The organism is Methanopyrus sp., from assembly GCF_053997775.1.
The window spans coordinates 41205-63497 of sequence record NZ_JBMXXF010000052.1 but is presented as its reverse complement, the minus strand read 5'-3'; the positions used below and the strand labels follow the sequence as shown (position 1 = coordinate 63497).

Below are 22293 nucleotides of genomic sequence, written 5' to 3'. Positions count from 1 at the left end.
CCGGTCAAGGGCCCGCGGGTGACCGCGGGCCCGCCGATATCATGCGGGACTTTCGAGGCCCGTCCGGGCCGGAGACATCCCGCGACCCGGGTTCAAATCCCGGCCGGGGCACCATCCCAAATCGTTATGATTATCATAACGTTCACCCGCCGGGCTCACGGGGAGACCTCCTCCGGGCTCCCCTCCTCCACGATCTGGCCGTCCCGGAGCACGATCACGCGGTCGGCCCACTTGATTAGGGAGAGGTCGTGGGTGACCACGACGACCGTCTTCCCCTCGTCGCTTAGCCTCCTGAACACCTTTATGATCCGACGCGAGTTCCTGGTGTCCAGCTGACCGGTGGGCTCGTCCGCCAGGATCACTTCGGGATCGTTGGCCAGCGCCCTGGCGATGGCCACGCGCTGCCGCTCCCCACCGCTCAGCTGGTTCGGGAATTTGTCGAAGTGCTCCTCCGAGAGCCCTACCTTGAGTAGCAGGCGCTTGGCCAGCTCCTCGTCCTCGCGGCCCGCCAGCGTCATCGGGAACATCACGTTCTCCAGCGCGGTCAGCGTCTCGATGAGGTTGAACTCCTGAAAGACGAAGCCCACGTACCGGCTGCGGATGCGGGCCAGCTCCCGGTCGCTGAGCCTTGAGATCTCCCGGCCCGCGATCCTCACCCGACCGGAGGTGGGCGTGTCCAGCGCCCCCATGATGTGGAGCAGGGTGGACTTCCCGGACCCGGAGGGTCCCACGACCATCAGGAACTCTCCGCGCCGGACCCTCAGGTTCACGCCCTTGAGCGCCTCCACCCGGGTTGAACCCGAGTCGTAGACCTTCCTCACGTTCTCCAGCTCGATGACCGGGTCGGTCATCGTGAACCCCCTACTCGTGCCGGAGGGCCTTCACCGGGTCGACCTTGGCCGCCTTCCACGCCGGGTACAGGCCGGAGAGCACGCCGATGCCGGCGGCCACCAGGAACCCCTCCAGTATGACGTCCGGCGTCACGCACACGGTGATCGGCTTGCCCTTGAACTTTTGAATCACCTGGACCAGCGCGTACGTTCCGGCGGTACCGATCAGGCAGCCCAACGCGCCGCCCGCCAGCGAGATCAGCAGCGATTCCATCAGGAACACCTTCATCACGCGGGCCTTGGTGGCGCCCACGGCCTTCATGACGCCGATCTCCCGGCGCCGCTCGAGGACGGACATGAGCATGGTGTTGGCGACGCCGAGACCGCCGACGAGTCCCGCGATGCAGCTGAGCACCAGACCCGCCACCTCCACGGTCCTCAAGCTGTTGACCATGTTGTGCACGGCCTTGCTGGTCTCGATCACCTCCACCCCCGGCACCCGCCGCTCGATCTCCCGCTTCACCCGCCTCGGGTCCCGCGTCTGCACGAACACGCAGCTGATCCCGTTCCCCCGCAGCGGCTTCACGCTGTTCAACGTCGTGATCATGCACATGTTGGCCAGCTGGGAGGAGGTGCGGAACTCACCGGCGAGGCGGAGCCGCACCCCGCTCAGGTCCACCGGGTCCCCGACCCGGGGGCGCATCTGGTTCCAGACGAGGCTGCCCAGCGCGGCCTCTCCGTCGCGCGGGAGCCGGCCCCGGATCGGCTGCACCTTGGACCCGACGACGAAGTCGTACTGGCCGCCCTCGACCGCCGCGATCATGATCGGGGTCCGGCGGTTCCCGATCGTGACCATCCGGTTGTTGAACCAGACGGCCACCGTGCGCTGCACGCCCGGAACGCGGCGGACCTTCTCCTCCACGGACTGATCCAGCGCGCTGGAAAGCGGGTCCGGGGCGGTCTTGGACTTGACGATGAGCGAGGCGGAGCCGCCGATCGCCACCCGGATGTCGTGCTGTAGCCCCTTGGCCACCGAGGACACGCCCACCACGGCCGAGATCCCGATCGCCACGCCCAGGATCGTGATCAGCGATCTCACCTTTCTGCGGGCGATGTTTCTAACCGCCATCTTCATCGTTATCATCACCGTTCATCACTCCCGCAACCGCTCAAGTGTCCCCCCGCAACCCCGGGTGCTCCCGGTAGATTCCTTAAATTGATTCCAGGGATTTCTTTGGCGTGCCCCGACGCACGGGCTTTCCATAAATCCTTTTAATCTCCTCAGCCCTGACCGACTCACCCTCCCGGCGGACCGTGGGTCGCCCGTCCGGCTTGATCGCGTGCACGCGGAACAGCATCCCGTCCAGCTCGTAGACCTCCCCGACGGTGAACTCCTCATCGCGGTCCACCTCGACCTTCTCCGAGATCGTGTACCCGGAGGGCAGGTTGATCGAGACGCCGATGCGGGCCGGGATGTCCAGCGAGACGGCCCATACGGACTGGATATCCCGCACGAGGGCCCTCTTCACGCTGTCCTCGTCGTAGGTGGCGATGTTCGTGACCTCGACGCGCTCGCCCTCCACCTCCAGCTCGTCCCCGACCTCCAGCTCCTCCCACGGGTCCAGCTCCACCTCCTTGCACTCGGACTCCTCGTACCGGCTGATCGTCACCTTCACCTTTTTGGGCCGGTAGAAGACCAGCCGGGCCGGGTTCACGGTCCCGCAGCTCTCGCACCGGGCCAGCACGTTGGCGACCAGCCTCGGCACGCCCCGCTCGTCGGGCCCCTTCTCGTGCACCGTGGCCCGCACGACCTCCTGAGGTACCTCCTCGTCCGGGGAGCATCCGGAGCACGGCGCGTAGATGACGCGCCCCTTCAGCTCGTCGTCGGAGAGGTCCTTCACCGTGGTCTTCGTGTCGATCGTGATCACGTTCCCACCCCCTCCGGGGGCGGTTCGGGGTGGAGGTGCGGATCCGGGCCCGTGGTCATGAGAACGTAACGGGCCGGCACGGGAGCACGTTCGAGATCACCCGGGAGCCGGAGATCGGCCCCACGGCCGACTGCATAATCGGGGTGAGGGCGGATCGGGCCTGCGCCGACCTGCCGGAGGGGTTCAAACGGGCGCTGCGCTCCGGGGCTCGGGTTGAGGTGGAGCTGAGGTCCGGGGACCTTCGGGATCGGGTCGTGGGCCGCGGGGACCCTCGCCTTAAACTCTCCGACGAGGTTAGCATGGTGTTCCGGCGGAGCGATTACGTGGATGAGCGCACCGTGCTCGTACGGTGCGATAAGGCGGCGCGCGACCTGGATCGGCGCCTGATCCGGCGGCTTCGGGACCCGGACGCGGTGCTGGAGGTGCGGTTGCGGGTTCTGGGGTGACCCGGCGCCCCCAATCGTTAAGATTCTCGTAACAATTGGCGGTGGCGGACCCGCCGGGATTTGAACCCGGGACCACGGGATTAGAAGTCCCGCGCTCTGTCCAGGCTGAGCTGCGGGCCCTTCCCCGTGCGCCCGGCACCGCGGGGCGCTTAATAAGATTGCGGGCTAGCGGCCGCGGCGACCGCGCCGTCCCTCCGGCACGAACACACGGTACTTGTCCCTAGTCTCGCCCTTCAGCTCCGCCAGCACGCGCTCCTTGATCATGTCCTTCGGGTGACGGCGCAGGCCCTTAACCCGCTCCCGGATCTCGTCCAGGCTCTCAAACGGTTCCTTCTCCCGCTCCTCCAGGATGCGCTCGAGCGTCTTCTTTCCGATGCCGGGGAGCAGCTCCAGCTGGTGCAGCCTAGGGGTGATCGGGCGAGCCTCGTTGAAGAACCGGACGAAGTCCTCCTCGTTCTCCTCGATGATCTTCTCGATCGCGTAGGGGAGCTCCTCCTTGGCCGTCTGCGTGAGGTCGTCGTAGTGGAGCCGGCGGTCCACGTGGTGGATCTTGTCCCGCTTGCCCCGGCCCACGTACACCTCCTCGTGCAGGTCCAGGTAGACGTCATCCTTGGGCGTGAGTTCCAGGAGGATGAAGAAGTCCTTCCCAACCGCCTGGGCCATCGGCTTGCGCTCGTGCGGGGGGGCGTCGGGGCGGTAGGGGAGGAAGTCCAGGACGATCGCGTACTCCTCGTACGGTCGCCCCTTAGGGGGTTTCTTGTACAGCAGCTCCACCATCGCCGGGTCACTCCTCCGATCCTTCTTCCAGCTTGTCCCGGATCTCCTCGGTGACCTCAAGGATCTCCTCGATCACGGACTCGTCGGCCCTTCTTAGTAACCTTTTACCGGCGGACTCGAGCACCGTCTTGACCTCCTCCTCGCTGCTCGGCAGCACGTCCAGGATTCGGTGGACGAGGACCTCGATGGTCCGCTCGTTGGCGGTGAGGTCCCGGGCCACGGTGCGGAGCCGCTCCTTCGCCCGCTCCAGCGTCTCCTCGTCCAGCCGACCGAACTTTTTCAGGTACTTGACCGCCTCCCGCTGGTCGTAGGTGAGCTCTGGCTCCCGCTCCTCCAGGACCCGATCGACCGTCCTGCGCGCCTCGTGGACGCTGATGGGGCGTCGACCGCGCACGCGGAGTGAGATGGGGGGCAAGGGGGAGGCGCCCCTACTTCATTTCCGGCTGCTCCTGCGGTCGTAGGTGCTCCGGGCCCACGATCAGCTTCTTCTCCTTCCCGCCGTCCCGCACCTTGACGATGTACGCTCGGCCCTGGCGGCCGATCACCTCGCCCGTACGCCCGTGGAAGCGGGGGTGCGGCATGCCGCTGTGGACGCTGGGGTCGATGACGATGTGCACCTTGTCACCCTTCTCGTACTCGTACATCAGCGGGCTCAGCGGGGAGAGGCCGCGCTCCCGGGGCTTCTTCCGCAGCTTCTTCCGCGTCCGGCTTCGGAAGCCCTTGGACTTCCTAACCATCCGGGCTCACCCCCAGCTCGTGCAGGACGATCGCGAGGGCGGCCAGCTCGCCCACCTCGGCGTTCACACCGACGGTGAGGTCCGGTTCCACGTCCAGCTCGTCCCGGCGCTCTACGGGCACGATCAGTAGCGTGTCGGACGGGTTTAATTTGTTCAGCCCGCCGCGCTCCTCGGGGTCGATCAGGGCGAGTCGTCCCTCCGCGAACCGGAGCGCGTCCTCTAGGGAGTCGGTGACCATCACGGGGACGCCGGCCCGCTCCTCCGGGTGCTCGATGACCTGCTGGATCCCGTCCAGGGCCGACTTGGAGGTGGGATCCGAGTAGACGAGCAGCTCGGCGCCCAGGTTCCCGGCGATGAGCGCCGCGTGGTTCACGCGGAAGTGGCTGAAGGGGCGGTGGTAGATAACGCGGACCACGGGGCTCACCCCGTGAAGGGGCACGTCGCCACCGCGTCCAGGGCGGGGAGCCGCTCGCCCGCGAGGAGTCGGAGCATGGCGCCGCCTCCGGTGCTCACGTGGTCGATGCCGTCGTACGCCCCGCACGCCTTGGCGGCGGCGATGATGTGCCCGCCGCCGATGACGGAGAACCCGTCCGCGGAGGCGATGGTCTCGAGTACCTCGTACGTGCCCCGCTCGAAGCCGCGCTCCTCGTAGACGCCCATCGGACCGTTCGCGATGATCATGCCGGCCCGCCGGATTTCCTCCCGGTACAGGTCGATGGTCTCGGACCCGATGTCGTGGATGGGCTCGTCCGCCGGCAGCTCCTCGACGGGTACCTCCCGACGCTCGCCCCCGGCGTTCAGGGCCACGTCCCGCGGGAGTAGGATCTTGCCGTCATCCTCGTCGAGGAGCTCCCGGGCCTCGTCCAGGTATCGGGTGTACCCCTTCTCCTTCAGGATCCGGCGGGAGGGCTTGCCGATGTCCACGCCGGAGGCCCAGAGGAAGAGGTTGCCGACGAGGCCGCCTAGGAGGACCCGGAGCACGTTGTCCATCTGGAGGGCCCGGCGCACGACCTTGATCGCGTCGCCGACCTTGGACCCACCGATGACGAGGACGCCATCCTCCATCTCGTTTTTGACCATGGTCTCCAGCACCTCGATCTCCCGCTCCATGACCCGGCCCACGCAGGAGGGGAGGCGGCGGGTGAAGCCGACGAGGGACGCGTTGGAGCGGTGGGCGGCGGCGAACGCGTCGTTCACGAACACGTCGAACAGCGGGGCGAGGTTCCGGACCAGGTGCCGCCGGGCGTGCCACTCCGGGTCCCGGTTCATGCGCTCCTCCGAGTAGAACCGGACGTTCTCGAGCAGCAGAACCTGGCCCGGGTCGAGGGATCGGATCTTCTCCTTGGCCGTGGGTCCGAACACGTCCGGCACGTACTCGAACTCGTCCAGCTCCCGCTCCATGATCTTGGCGTGCGGCTCCAGCGTGGTGAAATCGTCCTCGCCCGGGCGACCCTGGTGGGCGAGGATGGCGACCCGGGCGCCCTCCTCGACGAGCTCCCGGATGGTGATCAGATGGCGTCGGATGCGCTCATCGTCCTCGATCCTGCCGTCCACGATCGTGGAGTTGATGTCCACGCGGAGGAGGACCCAGCGCTCTTCGAACTCGAAGTCGTCCATCGTGCGCAGGTCCTCGTACACCCGGTTCTCCCCCTACTGGATCTTGGCGTGGCGCTCCCACATGTCGGACTCATCAACACCCAGCTCCTCCGCCAACTGGGCGGCAAGACCGTCCAAGAACGACAACATGAGCAGCTCGGAAAACGTTCGCAGGATGATCTCCTCGGGCTCCGGCAGCACGACCAGCACGTCCGCGCGCTCGGCGATCTTGGACTCGGCGTTCATCGTGACGGCCAGCACGTCCGCGCCCTCCCTCCGGGCCACGTCCGCGGCGTAGTTCACGAACTCCGTGTCGCCGGAGACGCTGAGCGCCACCAGTAGGTCGCCCGACTTGATCGCCCGCTCCGTGCTGTGCCCGACGACGTAGCACCGGGCCCCCATCTGCACCAGCCGGACCGCGAAGCACTCGCCGATGAGCCCCGTCCTCCCCATCCCCACGATGAAGATGCCCCGATCCTCCCTGATTTTCTCCGCCAGCAGGTCCAGCGCCCGCCGCACGTCCTCCTCCGGGAGGTTCTCGCACGCGTGCTCGATCACCCGGGCCTCGTTCCTCATGATCTCAACCAGCCGTTTCAAGGTCCCCGCCCCGGTCGTCGTCACTCCAGGCCGGAGACCAGGTCCAGGAGCGCCTCCTTGGGGTCCTCGGCCAGCACGACGCCCGAGGCCACCAAAACGCCATCGCTACCCAGCTCGACCGCCGCGCGCACGTCCGAGCCGTCGGTGATCCCCGCCCCGCACAGGACCGCGGTGTCCTCGGACACCTCCCGCACCGCCTCCACGCTCCGTTCCACCACCTCCGGGTCCGCCTTGGACACCGGCGTGCCCGTCCCGATGAGCTCCGGGGGCTCCACCGCCACCGCGTGCGGCTGCAGCGCGCCCGCGGCCCGGGCCGCCATCGCGTCGCTCGCGCAGACGATGGTCAACAGTCCCTCGTTCATGCACGCCCGGCATACGTCTTTCAGGTCGTCCAGCCGCATCCGACGCTCCGAGTGATTCAGCAGCGTCCCGTCCGCCCCGGCCTCGACCACCATCTCGGGGGTCACGTGACCCGTCCGGCTCCCGGGCTCGGCCGCGTCCACGGCCTGCGCCAGCACGAGCACGCCGTCCCCATCCACCGCCCGCGCCACCCGGTACAGGTCCGTGTGCGCCGGGCAGACGCCGATCTCCACCCCGGTCTCCTCCGCCACCTCCACCGCGACCTTGGCGAGTCGGACGGCGCGGTCGCCCACCGCCTCCGAGTACGTCTTGAAATTGACCACGATGGGGGGAATTCGCAAGGGGAATCGACCCCCTCACGCCCGCCCGACGATCAGCCTATCTACCTTGTCCCCCGGGAAGACTCCGGACTCCACGACGCCCGGAACGGACGCGAGCTCCCGCTCCAGCTCCCCGGGATCCCACTCCCCCTCCACCTCCAGGTCCACGATCGGGTTGCCGTGATCCGACGCGACCGGTCCGTACTTACCCTCGCAGCGCCGCGGCCGCACCCGACCGAACCTCCGCAGCTCCCGCAGGGTCAGCTCGTAGCAGCCCCGCAGCACCTCCACCGGCACCGGCACCTCCCACAGGTCCTCCACCAGCTTCGACTCGTCCACGATCACCCAGAACTCCTCCGCCGCGTAGTCGAGCGCCTTCTCCAGCGCGTGGCAGGCTCCCCCGCCCTTGATCAGGTTCCGGTCCTCATCCACCGCGTCCGCCCCGTCCACGGCCACCGGGATCTCTTCCGGCGGCGTCGCCACGACCTCCAGCCCCAGCTCCCGGCAGACGGACAGCGTCCCAGGGATCGTCGTGAACACCCGGACCCCCGGCCGACGCTCCGCCAGCTCCCGGAGGAACGCCTCCACCGTCGTCCCCGCGCCCACCGCCACCAGGTCAACGCCCTCGGACTCCAGCGCCTCCACCGCCCTCCGCGCCGCGTCCCGCTTCGCCTCCTCCAACCTCGCACCCCTCCCGAAATCATTCTAAGCGCTCGAGGGCGCGCTCGGCACGCGGGTGCGGCCGGATGGGCGAACCCCGGGATAAAATCGTGGTCATCGGCGCGGGCCCCAACCGCATCGGTCAGGGGATCGAGTTCGACTACTGCACCGTGCACGCGGTCTGGGCCATCCAGGAGGAGGGCTACCGGGCCATCATCGTCAACAACAACCCGGAAACCGTCTCCACGGACTACGACACGTCGGACAAGCTCTACTTCGAGCCCCTCACCCTCGAGGACGTGCTCAACGTCGTCGAGAAGGAGCGCCCCCTGGGCGTGCTCACCCAGTTCGGCGGGCAGACGGCCGTCAACCTCACCGTGCCGCTGGCGGAGCGCGGCGTCCCGATCCTCGGCACCGACCCGAAGGACGTGGACAAGCTGGAGGACCGGGACAAGTTCTCCAAGCTGCTTAAGCGCCTGGGTATCCCACAGCCCGAGAGCGGGACGGCCCGGGAGCCGGACGAGGCGGTCGAGATCGCGGAGCAGATCGGGTACCCGGTCCTCGTACGCCCGTCCTACGTGATCGGCGGCCGGGCCATGGAGATCGTGTACGACGAGGAGGAGCTGCGCCGGTACATCGAGGAGGCCGCGCGCGTCTCGCCCGAGCACCCGATCCTGATCGACAAGTTCATCGAGGGTGGGATCGAGTGCGAGATCGACGGGGCGCGCGACGAGGCCGGGCACCTCCTCGTCCCGCAGATCATGGAGCACATTGAGGAGGCGGGCGTGCACTCGGGCGACTCGGCCTGCGTGGTGCCCCCGCAGACGCTGCCCGAGCACGCGCAGGAGACGATCCTCGAGTACGCGCGCGACATCGCCGAGGCCGCCAGCGTGGTCGGCCTGATCAACATCCAGTTCGTGTACGACCCGGAGGACGACACCGTCTACGTGATCGAGGCGAACCCGAGGGCGAGCCGCACGGTCCCGTTCATCAGCAAGGCCACCGGGGCGCCCCTGGCCAAGATCGCCACGAAGGCGATCCTCGGCCGTGAGATCCCGGACATCGTGGAGGAGATGGGGCTGAAGTACCCGGGCGACGCCCGGACCTTCGACCTCGACGTCGTCGCCGTGAAGGAGGCCGTCTTCTCCTTCGAGAAGTGGCCGGGCGTGGACCCGGTTCTCGGCCCGGAGATGAAGTCGACGGGCGAGGTGATGGGCATCGACCGCACCTTCGGCGCGGCCTACTGGAAGGCCCAGCTGGCCGCCGGCCACGAGCTACCGCTGGAGGGAACGGTCGTACTCTCCGTCGCCGATCGGGACAAGCCGGAGATCGTGCCCGTGGCCCGGAAGCTCAAGGAGCTCGGGTTCGACCTGCTCGCCACCCGCGGGACGGCCAGGTTCCTGCGGAACCACGGGATCGAGTGCGGGGTCGTGAAGAAGGTCTCTGAGGGGCACCCGAACGTCGTCGACCTGATCCGCGAGGGTGAGGTCGACCTCGTGATCAACACGCCCACCCGGGGCAAGGACGCGCGCCGCGATGGCTACGCGATCCGGCGCGCCGCGGTCAAGTTTAAGGTCCCGTACATCACCACCGTCGCCGCCGCCAGGGCCGCCGCCGAGGCGATCGAGATGGTCAAGGAGAAGGGCGTCGCCGTGAACTGCCTGCACGACCTGCACGACGGGACCTGGACCCCGAAGCGCGTCAGCCCGGAGGAGCTCCGGGGGGCCTCCGATTGATCGTCCTCTCCACGGCCGAGGGGAACCGGCTCGCCCGCCGGCTGGCCGACGCGCTGGACGCGGAGCTCGCCCCGGTGGAGGAGGACCGGTTCCCGGACGGGGAGCAGATCGTCCGGGTGCCGCCGGAGCTGGAGGGGACGGCGATCCTGGTCCACTCGATGGTACCGCCCCAGGACGAGAACCTGGTCAAGGGCCTCATCGCGCTCGACGCCGCCCGCGAGAACGGGGCCGACCGCGTCATCGCCGTGATCCCCTACGTGGCCTACTCCCGACAGGACCGGCGCTTCGAGCCGGGCGAGCCCGTGTCCTTCCGCGCCGTGGCCCGCGCGATCTCCGCCAACGCCGACGCGTTCGTGACCGTGGACCTGCACGAGCCCCGCACGCTCGAGTTCTTCGACGTGCCCGCCGAGAACGTGACCGCGGCCGAGGAGATCGGGAGGCACCTGCGGGAGCGGTTCGAAGGCGAGGAGCTCGCGGTCATCGCCCCGGACGAGGGCGCCCGGGAGCTGGCGGAGCGCGTCGCCTCCGTCTGCGACGCGGAGCACGATCACCTGGAGAAGGAGCGGATCAGCGGCGAGGAGGTGCGCATTCACCCCAAGGAGCTGGACGTGGAGGGGCGGACGGTGGTGCTCGTGGACGACATGATCGACACGGGCGGAACCATGATCGAGGCCGCCAGGGCGCTGCGGGAGCAGGGGGCCGGAGAGCTCTACGCCGCCTGCACGCACGCGCTGCTCACCCGGAACGCGGCGTCCCGGCTGCTGGCGGCCGGCTTCCGGGACATCATCGCCACGGACACGGTCCCCACGCCGTACGAGCGGGTCAGCGCCGCGGGCCCGGTCGCGGAGGCGCTCCGCCGCCTGACGGGGTAAACCTTTAAAGCCTCCGTGGGGCACCCGGGGACGGAGGACGCCGGGGCGGCCGAGCCCGGTCCAAGGCGCGGGACTGCTAATCCCGTGGCCCGTATGGGCCGCCCGGGTTCAAATCCCGGCCCCGGCGCCACCCGGGATCGTTATGACAGACATAACGTTTGGATGGGGGTGTCCCCGATGGCCCTCAAGGTGGGTGACTACGCCCGCTACGTCCGGACGGGCACCGTGGGCAAGATCGTCGACGTGAAGGAGGAGGGCGGACGGCGCTGGTACAAGCTCGACTCCACGGGACTGTACTACCGGGAGGACCAGCTGGAGCGCGCGGAGCGGGTGAAGCGTAAGGAGCGCCGGGAGGACGTGCAGGACGTTCTGAAGAAGATCAAAGAACTCGAGGAGGCGTTCAGCGAGGCGACGGGCGACCACGTCTGCGAGGGCGGTTAACCGCCCCGCTCCTGCCGGAACCTGATCTTCTCCTCGTCCGCCAGGATGTACTTGCCCACGGCCAGCACGGAGCTCCACGGCACCTCCACGAACCCACGCCTGCCGGACCTCTTTTTCAGGTACTCCTTCGAAGGCTCGACCAGCAGCGCCCGAATGCACTTGTCCTTCCACGCCAGCTCCACTTCCGTCACCACCCCCAGATCGTTCCCCTTGTTCGTGATCACGTGCTTCCGGATGAGCTCAGAAACCCTCATCTCCCGCTTCCTGTTCGTCAAGGCCGAGGAACCCCCGCACGCGGTTTAGGTCGTGAACGGTGTTAACGTTGCACGCGAGCCTGGGATCGTCGATCAGCACGCGATCCTCCGGGGTCTCCCGGACGCCACCCACCACGTTGATCCCGGCCGGGACGGCCGGCACCCCTCCCACCCGGTCCGGGAACCGGCCCCAAAGGCTGAGCCCCAGCCGCACGACCCGCCGCACCGGGACCCAAACGGACATGGACGGGCGCGGGAGCGACGCCCACAGCCGCACGATCCGCTCGACGAGCCCGGGCGTCAGGGCGGGCAGGTCCGACCCGACCGTCAGCGCGGGCGTCCCGGTCCGATCGAGCGCCTCGCGCAGGTCGCGCACGTACCCGCGACCGGGGGTGAGCACGACCCCGACCCCCAGCTCCTCCGCGATCCTCCTCGTGACCCGGTGCCCGGGCGTGGTGACCACGTACACCTCGGACACGAGCCGACACCCGTCGAGAGCCCGGAGGACGCGGGCCAGCAGCGGCTCTCCACCCAACCGCACCGCCGGCTTTTCAACTCCGCCCATTCGACGGGCTCGTCCCCCGGCCATCACCAGGGCAGGCAGCTGAGGGGGATCCCACTCAACGCCCGTGCGAGCCATACCGCGGCACCCAGCACGTCCCCGTTCACGCCTCCGACCACCCGCTCCGCCAGCAGCAGGGAGAGCCACGAGGACGCGAGCGCGCACAGCGCGCAGACCAGCGTCGCCTCGGGCGAGTAGGGCAGGGAGAGGAGGATGGACACGACGCCGCCGAGCAGCACCTGGTCCGCGTCCACGTGCTCCGTGAAGACCCGCCCGGAGACGCTGTACCTCGGGGGTTCGCCCGCCGCGGCCAGGGGCAGCGCCGCGTACCGGGACCACACCTCCAGCGGCACCAGCGCGTAGAACGGGATCGAGGAGAGGCACGCCGACAGCGTGATCAGGGCCAGCGCGCCTGCGGCCAGCCCGCCCACCCCGACGCGCGCGTCCTTCATCGCCCGCTCCGGATCCCCGCCGGCCATCCAGGCCAGGATCGCGTCCCCGAGATCGACCAGGCCGTCCAGGTGCTGCGCCCCTTCCAGCAGGACGAGCGCACCGACCACCGCCGGGCCCGCGGCCGGGCTGCTCCTGAGCAGCCAGGCCACCACCCCCGCGATCAGGCCGCTGATCAGGCCGACGGTCGGTAACCCCAGCCACGCGCGCCTGCCGACCTCCTCGGGCTCCGGATGGGGACCGAGCGGGAGCACCGTCAGGAACCGGATCGCGCCCAGCGGCATCGTCCGAGCCCCTCACTCCCGCTTGAACGCCGCGGCCATCGCTCCCCCGATCAGCCCGGCCAGCACGTCGTCGAGCGTGAGCCAGCGCTCGTCCACCTTCCTCAGGATCCCGGGCTTCTCCCGATCGTACCGACCGAAGTTAAAGAGCCCCGCGAACCCGCCCAACTCCATCGCCACGAACTGCCCGAGCACCTCGTCGAAGTAGATCCACCCGGGGTCCTCCTCCACCCCCTCGCACTCCCGCGGTCGGGATCCCAGGCGCAGGAACCGATCCACGATCACGGCCGCGAACACCGCCAGGGCCACGTTGGGGTTCCTCAGGGCGCGTTCGAGCTCCTCCCGCACCCGCTCCTCGCACTCCTCCGACCACTCTCCCACGAAGAGCGCCCGGCCCGCCTCGACGAGATCGTCCAGCGTGATCCCCTCCCGCTCCAGCAGCTCGGCGACCGACGGGGTGGGCGAGTACCCGGCGCGCTCGGCCGCGGTGACCACCGCCTCCTCCACGGCGCTCATCAGCCGCTCCCCGAGCCCGGTTGCGGGCCCGCAGAACACGTCCCGGTGCTCGCCCGGCGGGCACGCGACGAGGACGGAGTCCGTGGTCGTGCCGAGGCAGGGCCCCTCGTTCCCCAGCAGCAGCCGGAGGACCGCATGGCACTTGGCCTCCGTCGCCCACGCGAGCGCCTCGACCAGCGAGCGGCGGGAGAGCGGCCGCCCCACGACGACGATCACGTTCACCGTCCCGGGCCCGCACGACCCGGGCTTAGACCGGGAGCAGTAGGCGTTGCTGAACCCGGCCGTGGCCAGCGCGAAAACGTCACCCTTTTGAACCGTCGCCGCCCGCCCCACGTCCGCCGCGGTCAGGAAGGCGACGGTTTCTTCCGGATCCAGGTCCAGCTCCCGCAGCCGCTCCCGCACGTACGACCGCGGGTCCTCGTGCCTCCAGTCCCTCTCCACCCGCAGGTTCGCCACCCACCGGGCCCGACCCGTCCCCCGGGAGTAGAAGGCACTCGAAACGTACTTCACCGGTTGGTCGAACTCCACCACGACCGCGCGCTCGTCCTTCACCACGTGAAAGAACTCCAACGAGCGAGCCCCCTGGGGGTTAACCGCGTGGCCGAGTCCGAGCGGCCCGAGGACGCCGGCAAGGAGTACACCACCATTTCTGAAATCTCCGGACCGCTGATGGTCGTTGAGGGCGTCGAGGGGGCCAAGTACGGGGAGGTCGTGGAGGTCGAGCTCCCCACGGGCGAAGTCCGGCACGGCCAGGTCCTGGAGACGCGCGAGGACGCCGCCGTCGTGCAGGTCTTCGAGGGCACGTCCGGCATCGACGCCACCTCGACCAAGGTCCGGTTCACCGGTGAGACGCTCAAGATCCCGGTCTCCACGGACCTGCTGGGTCGCATCCTTAACGGTCGTGGAGAACCCATTGACGGCGGCCCCGAGATCGTTCCGGAGGACGAGTTGGACATCCACGGCGCCCCGATCAACCCGGCCGCGCGCAAGTACCCGAGCGACTTCATCCAGACGGGCATCTCCGCGATCGACGGCATGAACACCCTGGTGCGCGGTCAGAAGCTGCCGATCTTCTCCGGCTCCGGACTCCCGCACAACGAGCTCGCCGCCCAGATCGCCCGGCAGGCCACCGTGCCCGGCGAGGAGGAGGAGTTCGCGGTCGTCTTCGCCGCGATGGGGATCACGCACGAGGAGGCGGCCTTCTTCCGCCGAGAGTTCGAGGAGACCGGCGCCCTGGACCGGGCCGTGCTGATCCTGAACCTCGCGGACGACCCGGCGATGGAGCGGATCATCACGCCGCGGATCGCCCTGACCATCGCCGAGTACCTGGCCTTCGAGAACGACATGCACGTGCTGGTCATCCTGACGGACATGACGAACTACTGCTTCGCGCCCGGCACCAGGGTGATCACCGCGTCCGGCGACGTCGTCGAGATCGATGAGATCGTCGAGAGGGCCGTCGAAACCGCCGTCGACGGCGGTCTGAAGGAGGGGTCAACGGAGGTTACCGTCGGGGTGACCGACGTCAAGACCCTGGCGTCGTGGAACGGCGATCTGACCACCAACAACGTGGTGGCCGTGGAGAAGATCAAGGCCCCGAACCGCGCCGTCAGGGTGAAGACGAGGAGCGGCGCCGAGCTGGTAGTGTCCGAGGACCACAAGTTCCTGGTGGACACGGAGGACGGCCCCAGGATGGTCGAGGCGTCCGAGCTGAAGCCCGGCGACGAGCTGTACTCCGTGAGGGAGCTCCGGGTCAGCGAGAGGGTTCCAACGTACCTGGAGCTGCTCCTGGAGGCGGAGGACGAGTTCTACGTGCACCCGACCGAGGAGTTCGAGGAGGCCGTGGCCGAGCGGTACGGGAGCCTGGCCGAAGCGTGCCGGGAGGAGGAAATCCCGTACAGGGACAGGGAGGCCAAGGGACGGAGGTACTACGAGCTGTCCGAGTTCGCCAGGCTGGCGACGGCCGTGACCGAGAGCGTTGACGAGGCCACGGAGTACATCGACTACGTGACCGCCGGAGGCAGGAAGAAGGTCAGGTTCGCGTCGCCGAGGCCCGGAGAGGAGGTGATGTACGTCGCCGGATTGGTGGCGTCGGACGGGACCGTGGACACCGACCGAGGGTTCGTGATGTTCTCGAACACGGAGGAGGAGCTGCTGTCGGCGTTCGAGGAGATCGTGGCGGAGGAGTTCGACGTCGACGCCCTCGAGACGGAGAACCGGAACGGCGTGACGATGCTCCGGGTCAACAGCCGCGTACTCGCCCGGGTGTTCGAGAGGCTCGCGGACCCGAAGACGGTCCTGAAGATGCCCCGGAAGCTCGTCGCCGCTTACCTGGCCGGCTACGTGGACGGCGACGGTCACCTGAAGGACGGCAAGATCGTGATCACCACGGCCGACAGGGAGCGGGCCGGGGACCTACAGCTCCTGCTGAAGAGGCTCGGAGTGCCGAGCGTGCTGCGCGAGCGGGACGGCGTCTACGACGTTGTCGTGACCGGTCACGACGCCGCGGAGCTGGCCGAGGAGCTGCCGCTGAGGCACCCGCGGAAGGCGAAGGCCGCGGCGTCGATGTCACCCGGGCGAAGGTCGTCCAGGTTCGACCGGGTGTCGCGCAGGTTCGGCAGGCTGCTCCGGGAGATTAGGAGGAAGTACGGCGTCAGGGCCTCGGACCTGGGGCCGTCCAGCACGATCTCGCAGATCGAGGGCGGCGAGAGGCGCGCGACCCGGCGCCTCGCGCTGAGGATCGTGGAGAGGCTAGAGGAGATCGTCGGCGACGTCGAGGAGGTCCGTGAGCTGCGGAGGCTGGCGGAGGGCAACTACGTGCTGGACGAGGTGGTGGAGGTGGAGACCGTGGGGTACGAGCACGACTACCTCTACGACGTGACCGTGATCCCCGACCACACCCTGGTGGTGGAGAACGGCATCATCACGTCGAACTGCGAGGCCCTGCGTGAGATCTCGGCGGCGCGCGAAGAGGTGCCCGGTCGACGCGGCTACCCGGGCTACATGTACACGGACCTGGCCACCATTTACGAGCGGGCCGGCTGCATCCGGGGCCGGAAGGGCTCGATCACGCAGATGCCCATCCTGACGATGCCGCACGACGACATCACGCACCCGATCCCGGATCTAACGGGCTACATCACCGAGGGTCAGATCGTGCTGAGCCGGGACCTGCACCGGCGCGGTATCTACCCGCCGATCGACGTGCTGCCGTCGCTCTCGCGGCTGATGGACGAGGGTATCGGTCCCGGCAAGACGCGGGAGGACCACGCGGACCTGGCGAACCAGCTGTACGCGGCTTACGCGGAGGGTCGGGACCTGCGCGACCTGGTGGCGGTGGTCGGCGAGGAGGCGCTGACGGAGCGCGACCGGAAGTTCCTGAAGTTCGCGGACGAGTTCGAGCAGCGGTTCGTGAAGCAGGGCCGCGACGAGAACCGGGACATCGAGGAGACGCTGGACCTGGGTTGGGAGCTGCTCGCGATCCTGCCGGAGCGGGAGCTGAAGCGGGTGAGTGAGGAGTACATCAAGAAGTACCACCCGAAGTACCGGGAGAAGCGGGAGGAAGAGGAGGGGTCCGAGGGGTCGGAGGAGTAGTCCCGGCCCCCTCCCACGCTCCGTTTCCCGGGGGTGTTCCCGGTGACCCAGGAGGAGATCTTGGAGGACGTGAATCCGACGCGGATGGAGCTGCTTAAGCTCAAGGACCGAATTGAGCTGGCCAAAAAGGGCCACAAGCTGTTGAAGGAGAAGCGCGACGCACTCATCATGGAGTTCTTCGATTTGGTGAAAAAGGCCTCGGAGGTGCGGGAGCGGGCCGTTGAGAGGCTGATGAAGGCCTACGAGAAGCTCGCGGCGGCGAAGACCACGGTCGGCGCGGCGGGCGTGAGGTGCGCGTCGATGGCCGCGGCGGAGGAGGTGCGGGTCGACGTGGGGTCCCGCAACGTGATGGGCGTCGTCGTCCCCATCCTGGAGCGGGTGAGCGGGGACGGCGGGGTGCGGCTGGCCTACGGCTTCGCGGACACGTCCGGGGCCCTGGACGAGGCGGCGCGCGCGTTCCGGGAGGCCCTGGACGCCGTCCTGGAGCTGGCCGAGATCGAGGAGACGCTGCGGCTGATGGCGGAGGAGATCGAGCGGACGAAGCGGCGCGTGAACGCGCTGGAGCACATCGTGATCCCGCGGCTGGAGAACACGGAGAAGTACATCGAAATGAAGCTGGACGAGCAGGAGCGTGAGAACTTCGTCCGGCTGAAGCGGGTCAAGAGCCTGATCGAGCGGAGGCGCGTGGAGGAGCTCGAGGAGCGGCTGCGCGAGTCCGGGGCCGAGCTGCCGGAGCTGGAGTAGGGGGATCCGGCGTTGGTCTTCGTAACCGTGGCCAAGCGCCGCGTGGCCGAGCGCGTTCGGCGGCAGCGGGAGCCGTACGATTTCAGGACAGATACGTTCAAGGGCCAGTTCCGCCCGATCATCTCGGCCGAGGACGTGACCGTGGAGGAGGGTGAGGATCTGGTCATCGAGGTGGAGCCCATCGAGATCCCACCGCACACGATGGTGCTGCTGTCCCCGTACGCCCGTAACCCCTACGGTCACGTGATCGCCGTCGGCGAGGAGCACCCCAAGATGATGGAGATCGGGCGGAAGGTGGAGCGGGTTTACTTCGCCGCCGTGAGGCACGGGAGGATCCGGAAGGGCGACGTGCTGGGCGTGCTCATCCTAATCGACCTGAGAGGTGAGTAGGGTTGCGCGACTCCTCCCCCTCCTCCCGCGACGCCCTCGATCGAAAGTTGATTCAGGAGATACTGCGGATCAACCGGCACCTGCCGCGCCGCCGGAAGACCCTGGACGAGCTCCTGCGGGAGGAGCGACCCCACGTCGTCAATCGCGACGGGACCCGGCACTACTTCCGGCGCGAGGAGCTCGAACTGCTCGCCGAGCTGCTGCCGAAGTACCTGCACGGTCGGCTGAAGCTGCCCATACTCATCGAGCTCGGGTACTCCGGCACGGCCATCGTCCGCGGGAGGGCCGAGGTTCGCGTCGTTTGCGAGATCCTGGGGGAGGAGTGGAAGTTCGGCCAGGAGCGGGTGGAGTTGAACTACCTGGACGTTCGGAAGGTGCGCCGGAGGCTGCCCACCACGACGCAGTACATGTTCAGCACGGAACCGCTGAGGCGGGCCGATCGCGTTGCGCGAGAGGGATAAGCGGCGGCTGCTCGCGCTCGTGGTAAGGGTCGCTCCGCTGGCCGCCACGATCACGCTCGTGGTGGGTTTCCTCGTTCTGATCCTGCTGCTCCTAACCGGGCACGCGAAGCTGCCCGCGCGTTGATCGGGTCAGATCCGAACACCCCGGATACGGACGGAATGCACCCAAAACCTAAAGAACCCTGATTCCACGGAGGTACCGGACCCTGGCCCGGGAACACCGGATCCGGGGTGATCGTGATGGCCGTGGAACTACCCAAGGCCGCCATCGAGCGGATCTTCCGGCAGGGTATCGGCGAGAGGAGGCTGAGCCAGGAGGCTAAGGACGTGATCTACGAGTTCGTCCCGAAGATGGCCCGGTACGCCGCCGACTCCTCCAAGGCCATCCTGGACGCTTCGGGCAAGAAGACGCTCATGGAGGAACACCTGAAGGCGCTGACCCAGGTCCTGATGGTGGACGGGGCCGAGGAGTACGACGGGGAGCTGTTCGGCCGGGCTACCGTGCGGCGCATCCTCAAGGAGGCGGGCGTCGAGCGGGCGAGCGCCGACGCCGTGGACCTGTACAACAAGCTGATCTGCCGGATCACCGAGGAGCTGGGCGAGCGGGCCGCCGAGTACGCCGACGAGGACGACCGGAAGACCGTGCAGCGCGAGGACGTGGAGCGGGCCATCACCTGCATCATGCCGCGCGCCGACGAGTTCCTCTAACCCCCGCTCCCCTCACGCCCCCACAGGAATCTTCTGATCTTCCTGGCCCTCCGCTCGCCGATCCCCTCCACCCTCTTCAGCTCGCTGACCTCCGCCGTGACCACCCGGCCCACGGATCCGAACCGTTCCAGCAACCTCCTCGCTAGTTCCGGCCCCACCCCCGGGATGCACGAGAGCATCTCCACCCTCAGGTCCTCCACGTCCCTCCTGCGCCGGGGCTGCGCGGGACGCTCATCCCGGGCCACCCGGCGCGCCATCCGGTACAGCAGCTCGGCCGTCTCACCCGGGCCCGACGACTGCAGCACGGTCAATCCGAAGTCCACCGCCAGCGCCGCGAGCGCCCCGTCCACGGACTCCGGCTCCACCTCCCGGCGCGGGTTCCCCTCCACGATCAGCACCGGACGCTCGAACTCCCGGGCCAGCTCCCGCGCCTGATCCATCAACCGCCCGTCCTTTAGCGACTCCGCGAAGTCCCGCTCCGACTTCCGCTCCACCCCCACCCGCTCCCCGATCATGTAGTCCGCCACCTCCAGGTTATCACGCTCCAACCTCACCGGCCGCCGCCGAAGGTGCTCCACCACCCGCGTGTTCATCTCACGGGAATCCACCACGATCGTGGGCACGTGCGGCGGGACCCCGTCCTCCTCACCGCCCTCACGCTCCCCCGAGGTGCCTTTTTCCTTCAGGAACCGCGTCAGGGAGACCGCCCGATCGCCGCCCCGCCTCCGGACCCTACGACCGCCACCGGAGGGACGGTCCGATCGCTCGGACCGTAGCCGCCGCTGCACCCGCCGGACCGCCTTCAGCATCCTCCGCTCCCGGGCCCTGGACACGTGGAAGTAGATCTCGTCCAGCGTGGGGAACCGGCCCCGAGACACGAGCACGTAGGCCGTGCCCGAAGACCCGTCCCTAGCCGTGCGCCCGATCCGCTGCACGGTCCGTATCTCCGAGGGGACCGGCTCGTACAGGATCACCCGGTCGCAGGCCGGTAAGTCGAGCCCCTCCTCACCCACGCTCGTGGAGACCAGCACCCGGGCCTCCCCGGACCGGACCCGCTCGACCGCCTTCATTTGCTCCTCCTCGCCCATGTGCTGCTTGCCGAGCAGGAGCGATGCGGGCACGCCCTCCTCGCTCAGGAACCGGTGCAGGAGGCGGGCCGTGTCCACGTACTGGGTGAACACTAGGACCGTCCCCGACCCGCCCACCAGCTCCAGCACCCGGGGAAGCTTCGGGTGGTCCGGGCGCCCCCGGTTCACGGCCCGCTTCGCCACCCGCACGGCGCGCTGCAGGTCCGGGTCCCCGAGCACGCGCCGGAGTGCCAGGCCCCGCTGCCTATCCCTCAGCCGCTCCACGTACCGGAGGAATGGTCGCGTCCCCTGCGTCTCCAGGATCTCCCGGCCCTTGGCCAGCCGGATCGCCTCCGCCACCACCCCGAGCGCTCGGGCGTAGAAGTCCGACCGCTCCCGCCTTCGGGCCTTCAGCTCCCGCAGTTCCTCCCGCAGCGAGAGCAGGCGACCCGTCCAGACCCCGGAGATTCGATCCAGGACCCCCATGTCCCGGAGCGTCTCGAGCCGGCGCCGGTACGCCCGGTGCAGCCCCTCCCGCGCCTCCTCGAACCAGTCGGGTAGCTCCACGTCCACCCACTCCACCCGCACCCGGCCCAGGTAGGGCTTCACGTCCGGATCCTCCTCCGTCTTGACGATGATCCGCTCGATCCCGAGGTTCCGCACCACCTCGTTGATCCGGTCGACGTCGGAGCCGGGCGAGGCGGTCAGGCCCACGATCAGACCGTTCAGCTCCCGGGCCACGTACACGTACGGGTACCCTCCCACGGCCCGGTGCGCCTCGTCAAAGACCGCGACCGTAAACCGGTCCGAGGAGACCCGTCCCTCGATCACGTCGTTCCGGACGACGTGCGGCGTGGCGACCACCACGTCCGCCCGCTTCCATAGGGTACCGCGCTCGTCCGGCCGGACCCTCCCTGTCAGCGCCAGGACCTCCAGCCCCTTCGTCACCCGCTCGATGAGCCGGGCGTGCTGCTCCACGAGCGGCACGGTGGGGGCCAGCATCAGGGCCTGACCGCCGCGCTCCTCCAGCGCGCCGGCGATCGCCAGCACCCCTACGACCGTTTTCCCCAGGCCGGTGGGCATCACGACGAGGGTGTTCTCCCAGCTCTCCAGGATCTCCCGGGCCGAGTTGACCTGGTACCTGCGCCGTTCCAGCACGTCCCAGCGGATCAGTCTCCACCTGACCATCGTCTCAGGACCTCCTCCGCCCGCTCTCGAAACCGCCTCACGGCCTCCTCCGGGTCGTCGCACTCGGACGCGATCTCCCGGCGGATGCGGCTCAGGATCTCCCCCAGCCTTTGAGAGGCCTTCCCCTCCCTCGCGGCCCTTTTCATGATCTCACCCATCGCCCTCCTGGTGGCCCGGTCGACCTCGTCCACGGACTCCGGGTGAGGTCGGCGCTCGCGCTCCTCGGGCCGGTGCACCGAGAGTCCCGATCGGACGAACCTCAGGACCCGGTCCGTGACCTCCGGCTCGGTCAGTCGCAGCGCGCTCCGCTCCCACCACCGGTCCGGGTTCGGCGGCTCGAACCGCTCGTGCAGCCGGCGCACCACCTCGTCGGGGACGGGGCGGCCCCGGTCGGCGTTCCGCCGGAGGCACTCCTCCAGCGGCACGTCCAGCCACGCGATCCCCCACGGGACCTCCCGCTCCAGGGCCAGCCGGGCCAGCTCCCGGCGCATGCTGGCGTAGTAATTGGTGTCGTCGGCGATGACCAGGTCCAGCCCCTCCTCCAGCAGCGCTCCCACGGTGCGGAGGAAGGTCCTGCGGGCGACTCCCTCGAGCCGGGGCCTGAACCTGTCCCGCCAGAGGAACCCGCGGATGGCGTCCGCCTCGACGTGCGCCACGTCCCAGCCCCTCCGGCGGAGATAGGCGGCCAGCTCGGTCGCGAAACACGTTTTACCGGAGGCCGGTGGTCCCGCCAGGATCAGCAGCCTGGTCACGCGCCGTCACCCCGGGGTGGTGCGGC

The 22293-nt window shown here is 68.7% G+C and carries 27 protein-coding genes and 2 tRNA genes; 11 read left to right on the top strand and 18 right to left on the bottom strand.

The features are described from left to right. Positions 1 to 155 precede the first annotated feature (155 nt). From ACXJJV_RS06785 to ACXJJV_RS06775, 3 genes are all read right to left on the bottom strand, one after another. Positions 156 to 851 (bottom strand): ABC transporter ATP-binding protein, encoded by a 696-nt coding sequence (locus tag ACXJJV_RS06785; RefSeq protein ID WP_456467425.1) that lies wholly within the window; start codon positions 849 to 851, stop codon positions 156 to 158. Between the two features lie 10 nt (positions 852 to 861). Then, complete coding sequence (locus ACXJJV_RS06780; RefSeq protein WP_456467424.1) at positions 862 to 1974, bottom strand: ABC transporter permease; 1113 nt, start codon at positions 1972 to 1974, stop codon at positions 862 to 864. Positions 1975 to 2041: 67 nt separating this feature from the next. Beyond that, entirely contained in the window at positions 2042 to 2758 is a 717-nt protein-coding gene (locus tag ACXJJV_RS06775) for an HVO_0476 family zinc finger protein (RefSeq protein WP_456467423.1), read from the bottom strand. Between the two features lie 29 nt (positions 2759 to 2787). Here ACXJJV_RS06775 and ACXJJV_RS06770 point away from each other — a divergent pair, with 29 nt between their 5' ends. After that, a complete protein-coding gene (locus ACXJJV_RS06770; RefSeq protein ID WP_456467422.1) occupies positions 2788 to 3204 on the top strand; it encodes a DUF371 domain-containing protein in 417 nt (138 codons plus the stop codon). 42 nt (positions 3205 to 3246) lie between these two features. Here the strand turns inward: ACXJJV_RS06770 and ACXJJV_RS06765 are convergent. From ACXJJV_RS06765 to rpiA, 9 genes are all read right to left on the bottom strand, one after another. Next, positions 3247 to 3324, bottom strand: a tRNA-Arg gene (locus tag ACXJJV_RS06765). A 45-nt stretch (positions 3325 to 3369) separates the two neighbouring features. Then, complete coding sequence (locus ACXJJV_RS06760) at positions 3370 to 3981, bottom strand: DUF655 domain-containing protein (RefSeq protein ID WP_456467421.1); 612 nt, start codon at positions 3979 to 3981, stop codon at positions 3370 to 3372. A 7-nt stretch (positions 3982 to 3988) separates the two neighbouring features. Next, on the bottom strand, positions 3989 to 4396 hold the full coding sequence (locus ACXJJV_RS06755; RefSeq protein ID WP_456467420.1) for an Rpb4 family DNA-directed RNA polymerase subunit: 408 nt from the start codon (positions 4394 to 4396) through the stop codon (positions 3989 to 3991). A gap of 13 nt (positions 4397 to 4409) precedes the next feature. After that, a complete protein-coding gene (locus ACXJJV_RS06750) occupies positions 4410 to 4718 on the bottom strand; it encodes a 50S ribosomal protein L21e (protein WP_456467419.1) in 309 nt (102 codons plus the stop codon). Then, positions 4711 to 5133 carry a hypothetical protein gene (locus tag ACXJJV_RS06745; protein ID WP_456467418.1) on the bottom strand — a complete coding sequence of 141 codons (423 nt, stop codon included), beginning with the start codon at positions 5131 to 5133 and terminating at the stop codon, positions 4711 to 4713. The genes ACXJJV_RS06750 and ACXJJV_RS06745 overlap by 8 nt, the downstream gene beginning before the upstream one ends. Before the next feature lie 5 nt (positions 5134 to 5138). Beyond that, positions 5139 to 6356, bottom strand: a complete 1218-nt coding sequence (locus ACXJJV_RS06740) for a phosphoglycerate kinase (RefSeq protein ID WP_456467417.1) — start codon at positions 6354 to 6356, stop codon at positions 5139 to 5141. A gap of 12 nt (positions 6357 to 6368) precedes the next feature. Next, positions 6369 to 6911, bottom strand: coding sequence for an SIS domain-containing protein (locus ACXJJV_RS06735; RefSeq protein WP_456467416.1), 543 nt, complete (start codon positions 6909 to 6911; stop codon positions 6369 to 6371). A gap of 20 nt (positions 6912 to 6931) precedes the next feature. Next, positions 6932 to 7612 carry a triose-phosphate isomerase gene (gene tpiA, locus ACXJJV_RS06730; RefSeq protein WP_456467415.1) on the bottom strand — a complete coding sequence of 227 codons (681 nt, stop codon included), beginning with the start codon at positions 7610 to 7612 and terminating at the stop codon, positions 6932 to 6934. A 15-nt stretch (positions 7613 to 7627) separates the two neighbouring features. After that, positions 7628 to 8272: a ribose 5-phosphate isomerase A gene (rpiA, locus tag ACXJJV_RS06725; protein WP_456467414.1), complete on the bottom strand. Its 645-nt coding sequence runs from the start codon at positions 8270 to 8272 to the stop codon at positions 7628 to 7630. Positions 8273 to 8337: 65 nt separating this feature from the next. Between rpiA and carB the strand changes: the two genes are divergently transcribed. From carB to ACXJJV_RS06705, 4 genes are all read left to right on the top strand, one after another. Continuing rightward, positions 8338 to 9987, top strand: coding sequence for a carbamoyl-phosphate synthase large subunit (carB, locus tag ACXJJV_RS06720; RefSeq protein ID WP_456467413.1), 1650 nt, complete (start codon positions 8338 to 8340; stop codon positions 9985 to 9987). After that, positions 9984 to 10859 carry a ribose-phosphate diphosphokinase gene (locus ACXJJV_RS06715; RefSeq protein WP_456467412.1) on the top strand — a complete coding sequence of 292 codons (876 nt, stop codon included), beginning with the start codon at positions 9984 to 9986 and terminating at the stop codon, positions 10857 to 10859. Before carB ends, ACXJJV_RS06715 begins: the two co-directional genes overlap by 4 nt. 39 nt (positions 10860 to 10898) lie before the next feature. Then, positions 10899 to 10989: transfer RNA gene (locus ACXJJV_RS06710), tRNA-Ser, on the top strand. A gap of 47 nt (positions 10990 to 11036) precedes the next feature. Continuing rightward, positions 11037 to 11300, top strand: coding sequence for a DUF2098 domain-containing protein (locus ACXJJV_RS06705; protein WP_456467411.1), 264 nt, complete (start codon positions 11037 to 11039; stop codon positions 11298 to 11300). Here the strand turns inward: ACXJJV_RS06705 and ACXJJV_RS06700 are convergent. From ACXJJV_RS06700 to cbiS, 4 genes are read right to left on the bottom strand one after another with little or no spacing between them, the layout of a single operon-like run. Beyond that, positions 11297 to 11554, bottom strand: coding sequence for a PRC-barrel domain-containing protein (locus ACXJJV_RS06700; RefSeq protein ID WP_456467410.1), 258 nt, complete (start codon positions 11552 to 11554; stop codon positions 11297 to 11299). The two genes, ACXJJV_RS06705 and ACXJJV_RS06700, sit on opposite strands and share 4 nt — an antisense overlap. Further along, the gene (locus ACXJJV_RS06695) at positions 11541 to 12119 is read right to left on the bottom strand and encodes an NTP transferase domain-containing protein (protein ID WP_456467409.1); all 579 of its coding nucleotides are present in this window, start codon (positions 12117 to 12119) and stop codon (positions 11541 to 11543) included. The genes ACXJJV_RS06700 and ACXJJV_RS06695 overlap by 14 nt, the downstream gene beginning before the upstream one ends. Before the next feature lie 23 nt (positions 12120 to 12142). Continuing rightward, positions 12143 to 12850, bottom strand: coding sequence for an adenosylcobinamide-GDP ribazoletransferase (locus ACXJJV_RS06690; RefSeq protein ID WP_456467408.1), 708 nt, complete (start codon positions 12848 to 12850; stop codon positions 12143 to 12145). 12 nt (positions 12851 to 12862) lie between these two features. Next, the gene (cbiS, locus tag ACXJJV_RS06685; protein ID WP_456467407.1) at positions 12863 to 13933 is read right to left on the bottom strand and encodes a bifunctional adenosylcobinamide hydrolase/alpha-ribazole phosphatase CbiS; all 1071 of its coding nucleotides are present in this window, start codon (positions 13931 to 13933) and stop codon (positions 12863 to 12865) included. Positions 13934 to 13960: 27 nt separating this feature from the next. Between cbiS and ACXJJV_RS06680 the strand changes: the two genes are divergently transcribed. From ACXJJV_RS06680 to ACXJJV_RS06655, 6 genes are all read left to right on the top strand, one after another. Continuing rightward, a complete protein-coding gene (locus tag ACXJJV_RS06680; RefSeq protein ID WP_456467406.1) occupies positions 13961 to 16957 on the top strand; it encodes a V-type ATP synthase subunit B in 2997 nt (998 codons plus the stop codon). 42 nt (positions 16958 to 16999) lie between these two features. Beyond that, entirely contained in the window at positions 17000 to 17701 is a 702-nt protein-coding gene (locus ACXJJV_RS06675) for a V-type ATP synthase subunit D (protein WP_456467405.1), read from the top strand. Between the two features lie 12 nt (positions 17702 to 17713). After that, positions 17714 to 18091: a DUF22 domain-containing protein gene (locus ACXJJV_RS06670; RefSeq protein WP_456467404.1), complete on the top strand. Its 378-nt coding sequence runs from the start codon at positions 17714 to 17716 to the stop codon at positions 18089 to 18091. Positions 18092 to 18093: 2 nt separating this feature from the next. Further along, entirely contained in the window at positions 18094 to 18552 is a 459-nt protein-coding gene (locus ACXJJV_RS06665) for a DUF61 family protein (RefSeq protein ID WP_456467403.1), read from the top strand. Beyond that, positions 18536 to 18676 (top strand): hypothetical protein, encoded by a 141-nt coding sequence (locus tag ACXJJV_RS06660; protein WP_456467402.1) that lies wholly within the window; start codon positions 18536 to 18538, stop codon positions 18674 to 18676. The genes ACXJJV_RS06665 and ACXJJV_RS06660 overlap by 17 nt, the downstream gene beginning before the upstream one ends. 116 nt (positions 18677 to 18792) lie before the next feature. Then, the gene (locus tag ACXJJV_RS06655) at positions 18793 to 19260 is read left to right on the top strand and encodes a histone-like protein (RefSeq protein WP_456467401.1); all 468 of its coding nucleotides are present in this window, start codon (positions 18793 to 18795) and stop codon (positions 19258 to 19260) included. On the opposite strand, the gene ACXJJV_RS06650 is transcribed toward ACXJJV_RS06655, so the two are convergent. Both ACXJJV_RS06650 and ACXJJV_RS06645 read right to left on the bottom strand, forming a co-directional pair. Further along, a complete protein-coding gene (locus ACXJJV_RS06650; RefSeq protein WP_456467400.1) occupies positions 19257 to 21515 on the bottom strand; it encodes a DEAD/DEAH box helicase in 2259 nt (752 codons plus the stop codon). The two genes, ACXJJV_RS06655 and ACXJJV_RS06650, sit on opposite strands and share 4 nt — an antisense overlap. After that, complete coding sequence (locus ACXJJV_RS06645) at positions 21497 to 22267, bottom strand: AAA family ATPase (RefSeq protein ID WP_456467399.1); 771 nt, start codon at positions 22265 to 22267, stop codon at positions 21497 to 21499. The genes ACXJJV_RS06650 and ACXJJV_RS06645 overlap by 19 nt, the downstream gene beginning before the upstream one ends. Positions 22268 to 22293 lie beyond the last annotated feature (26 nt).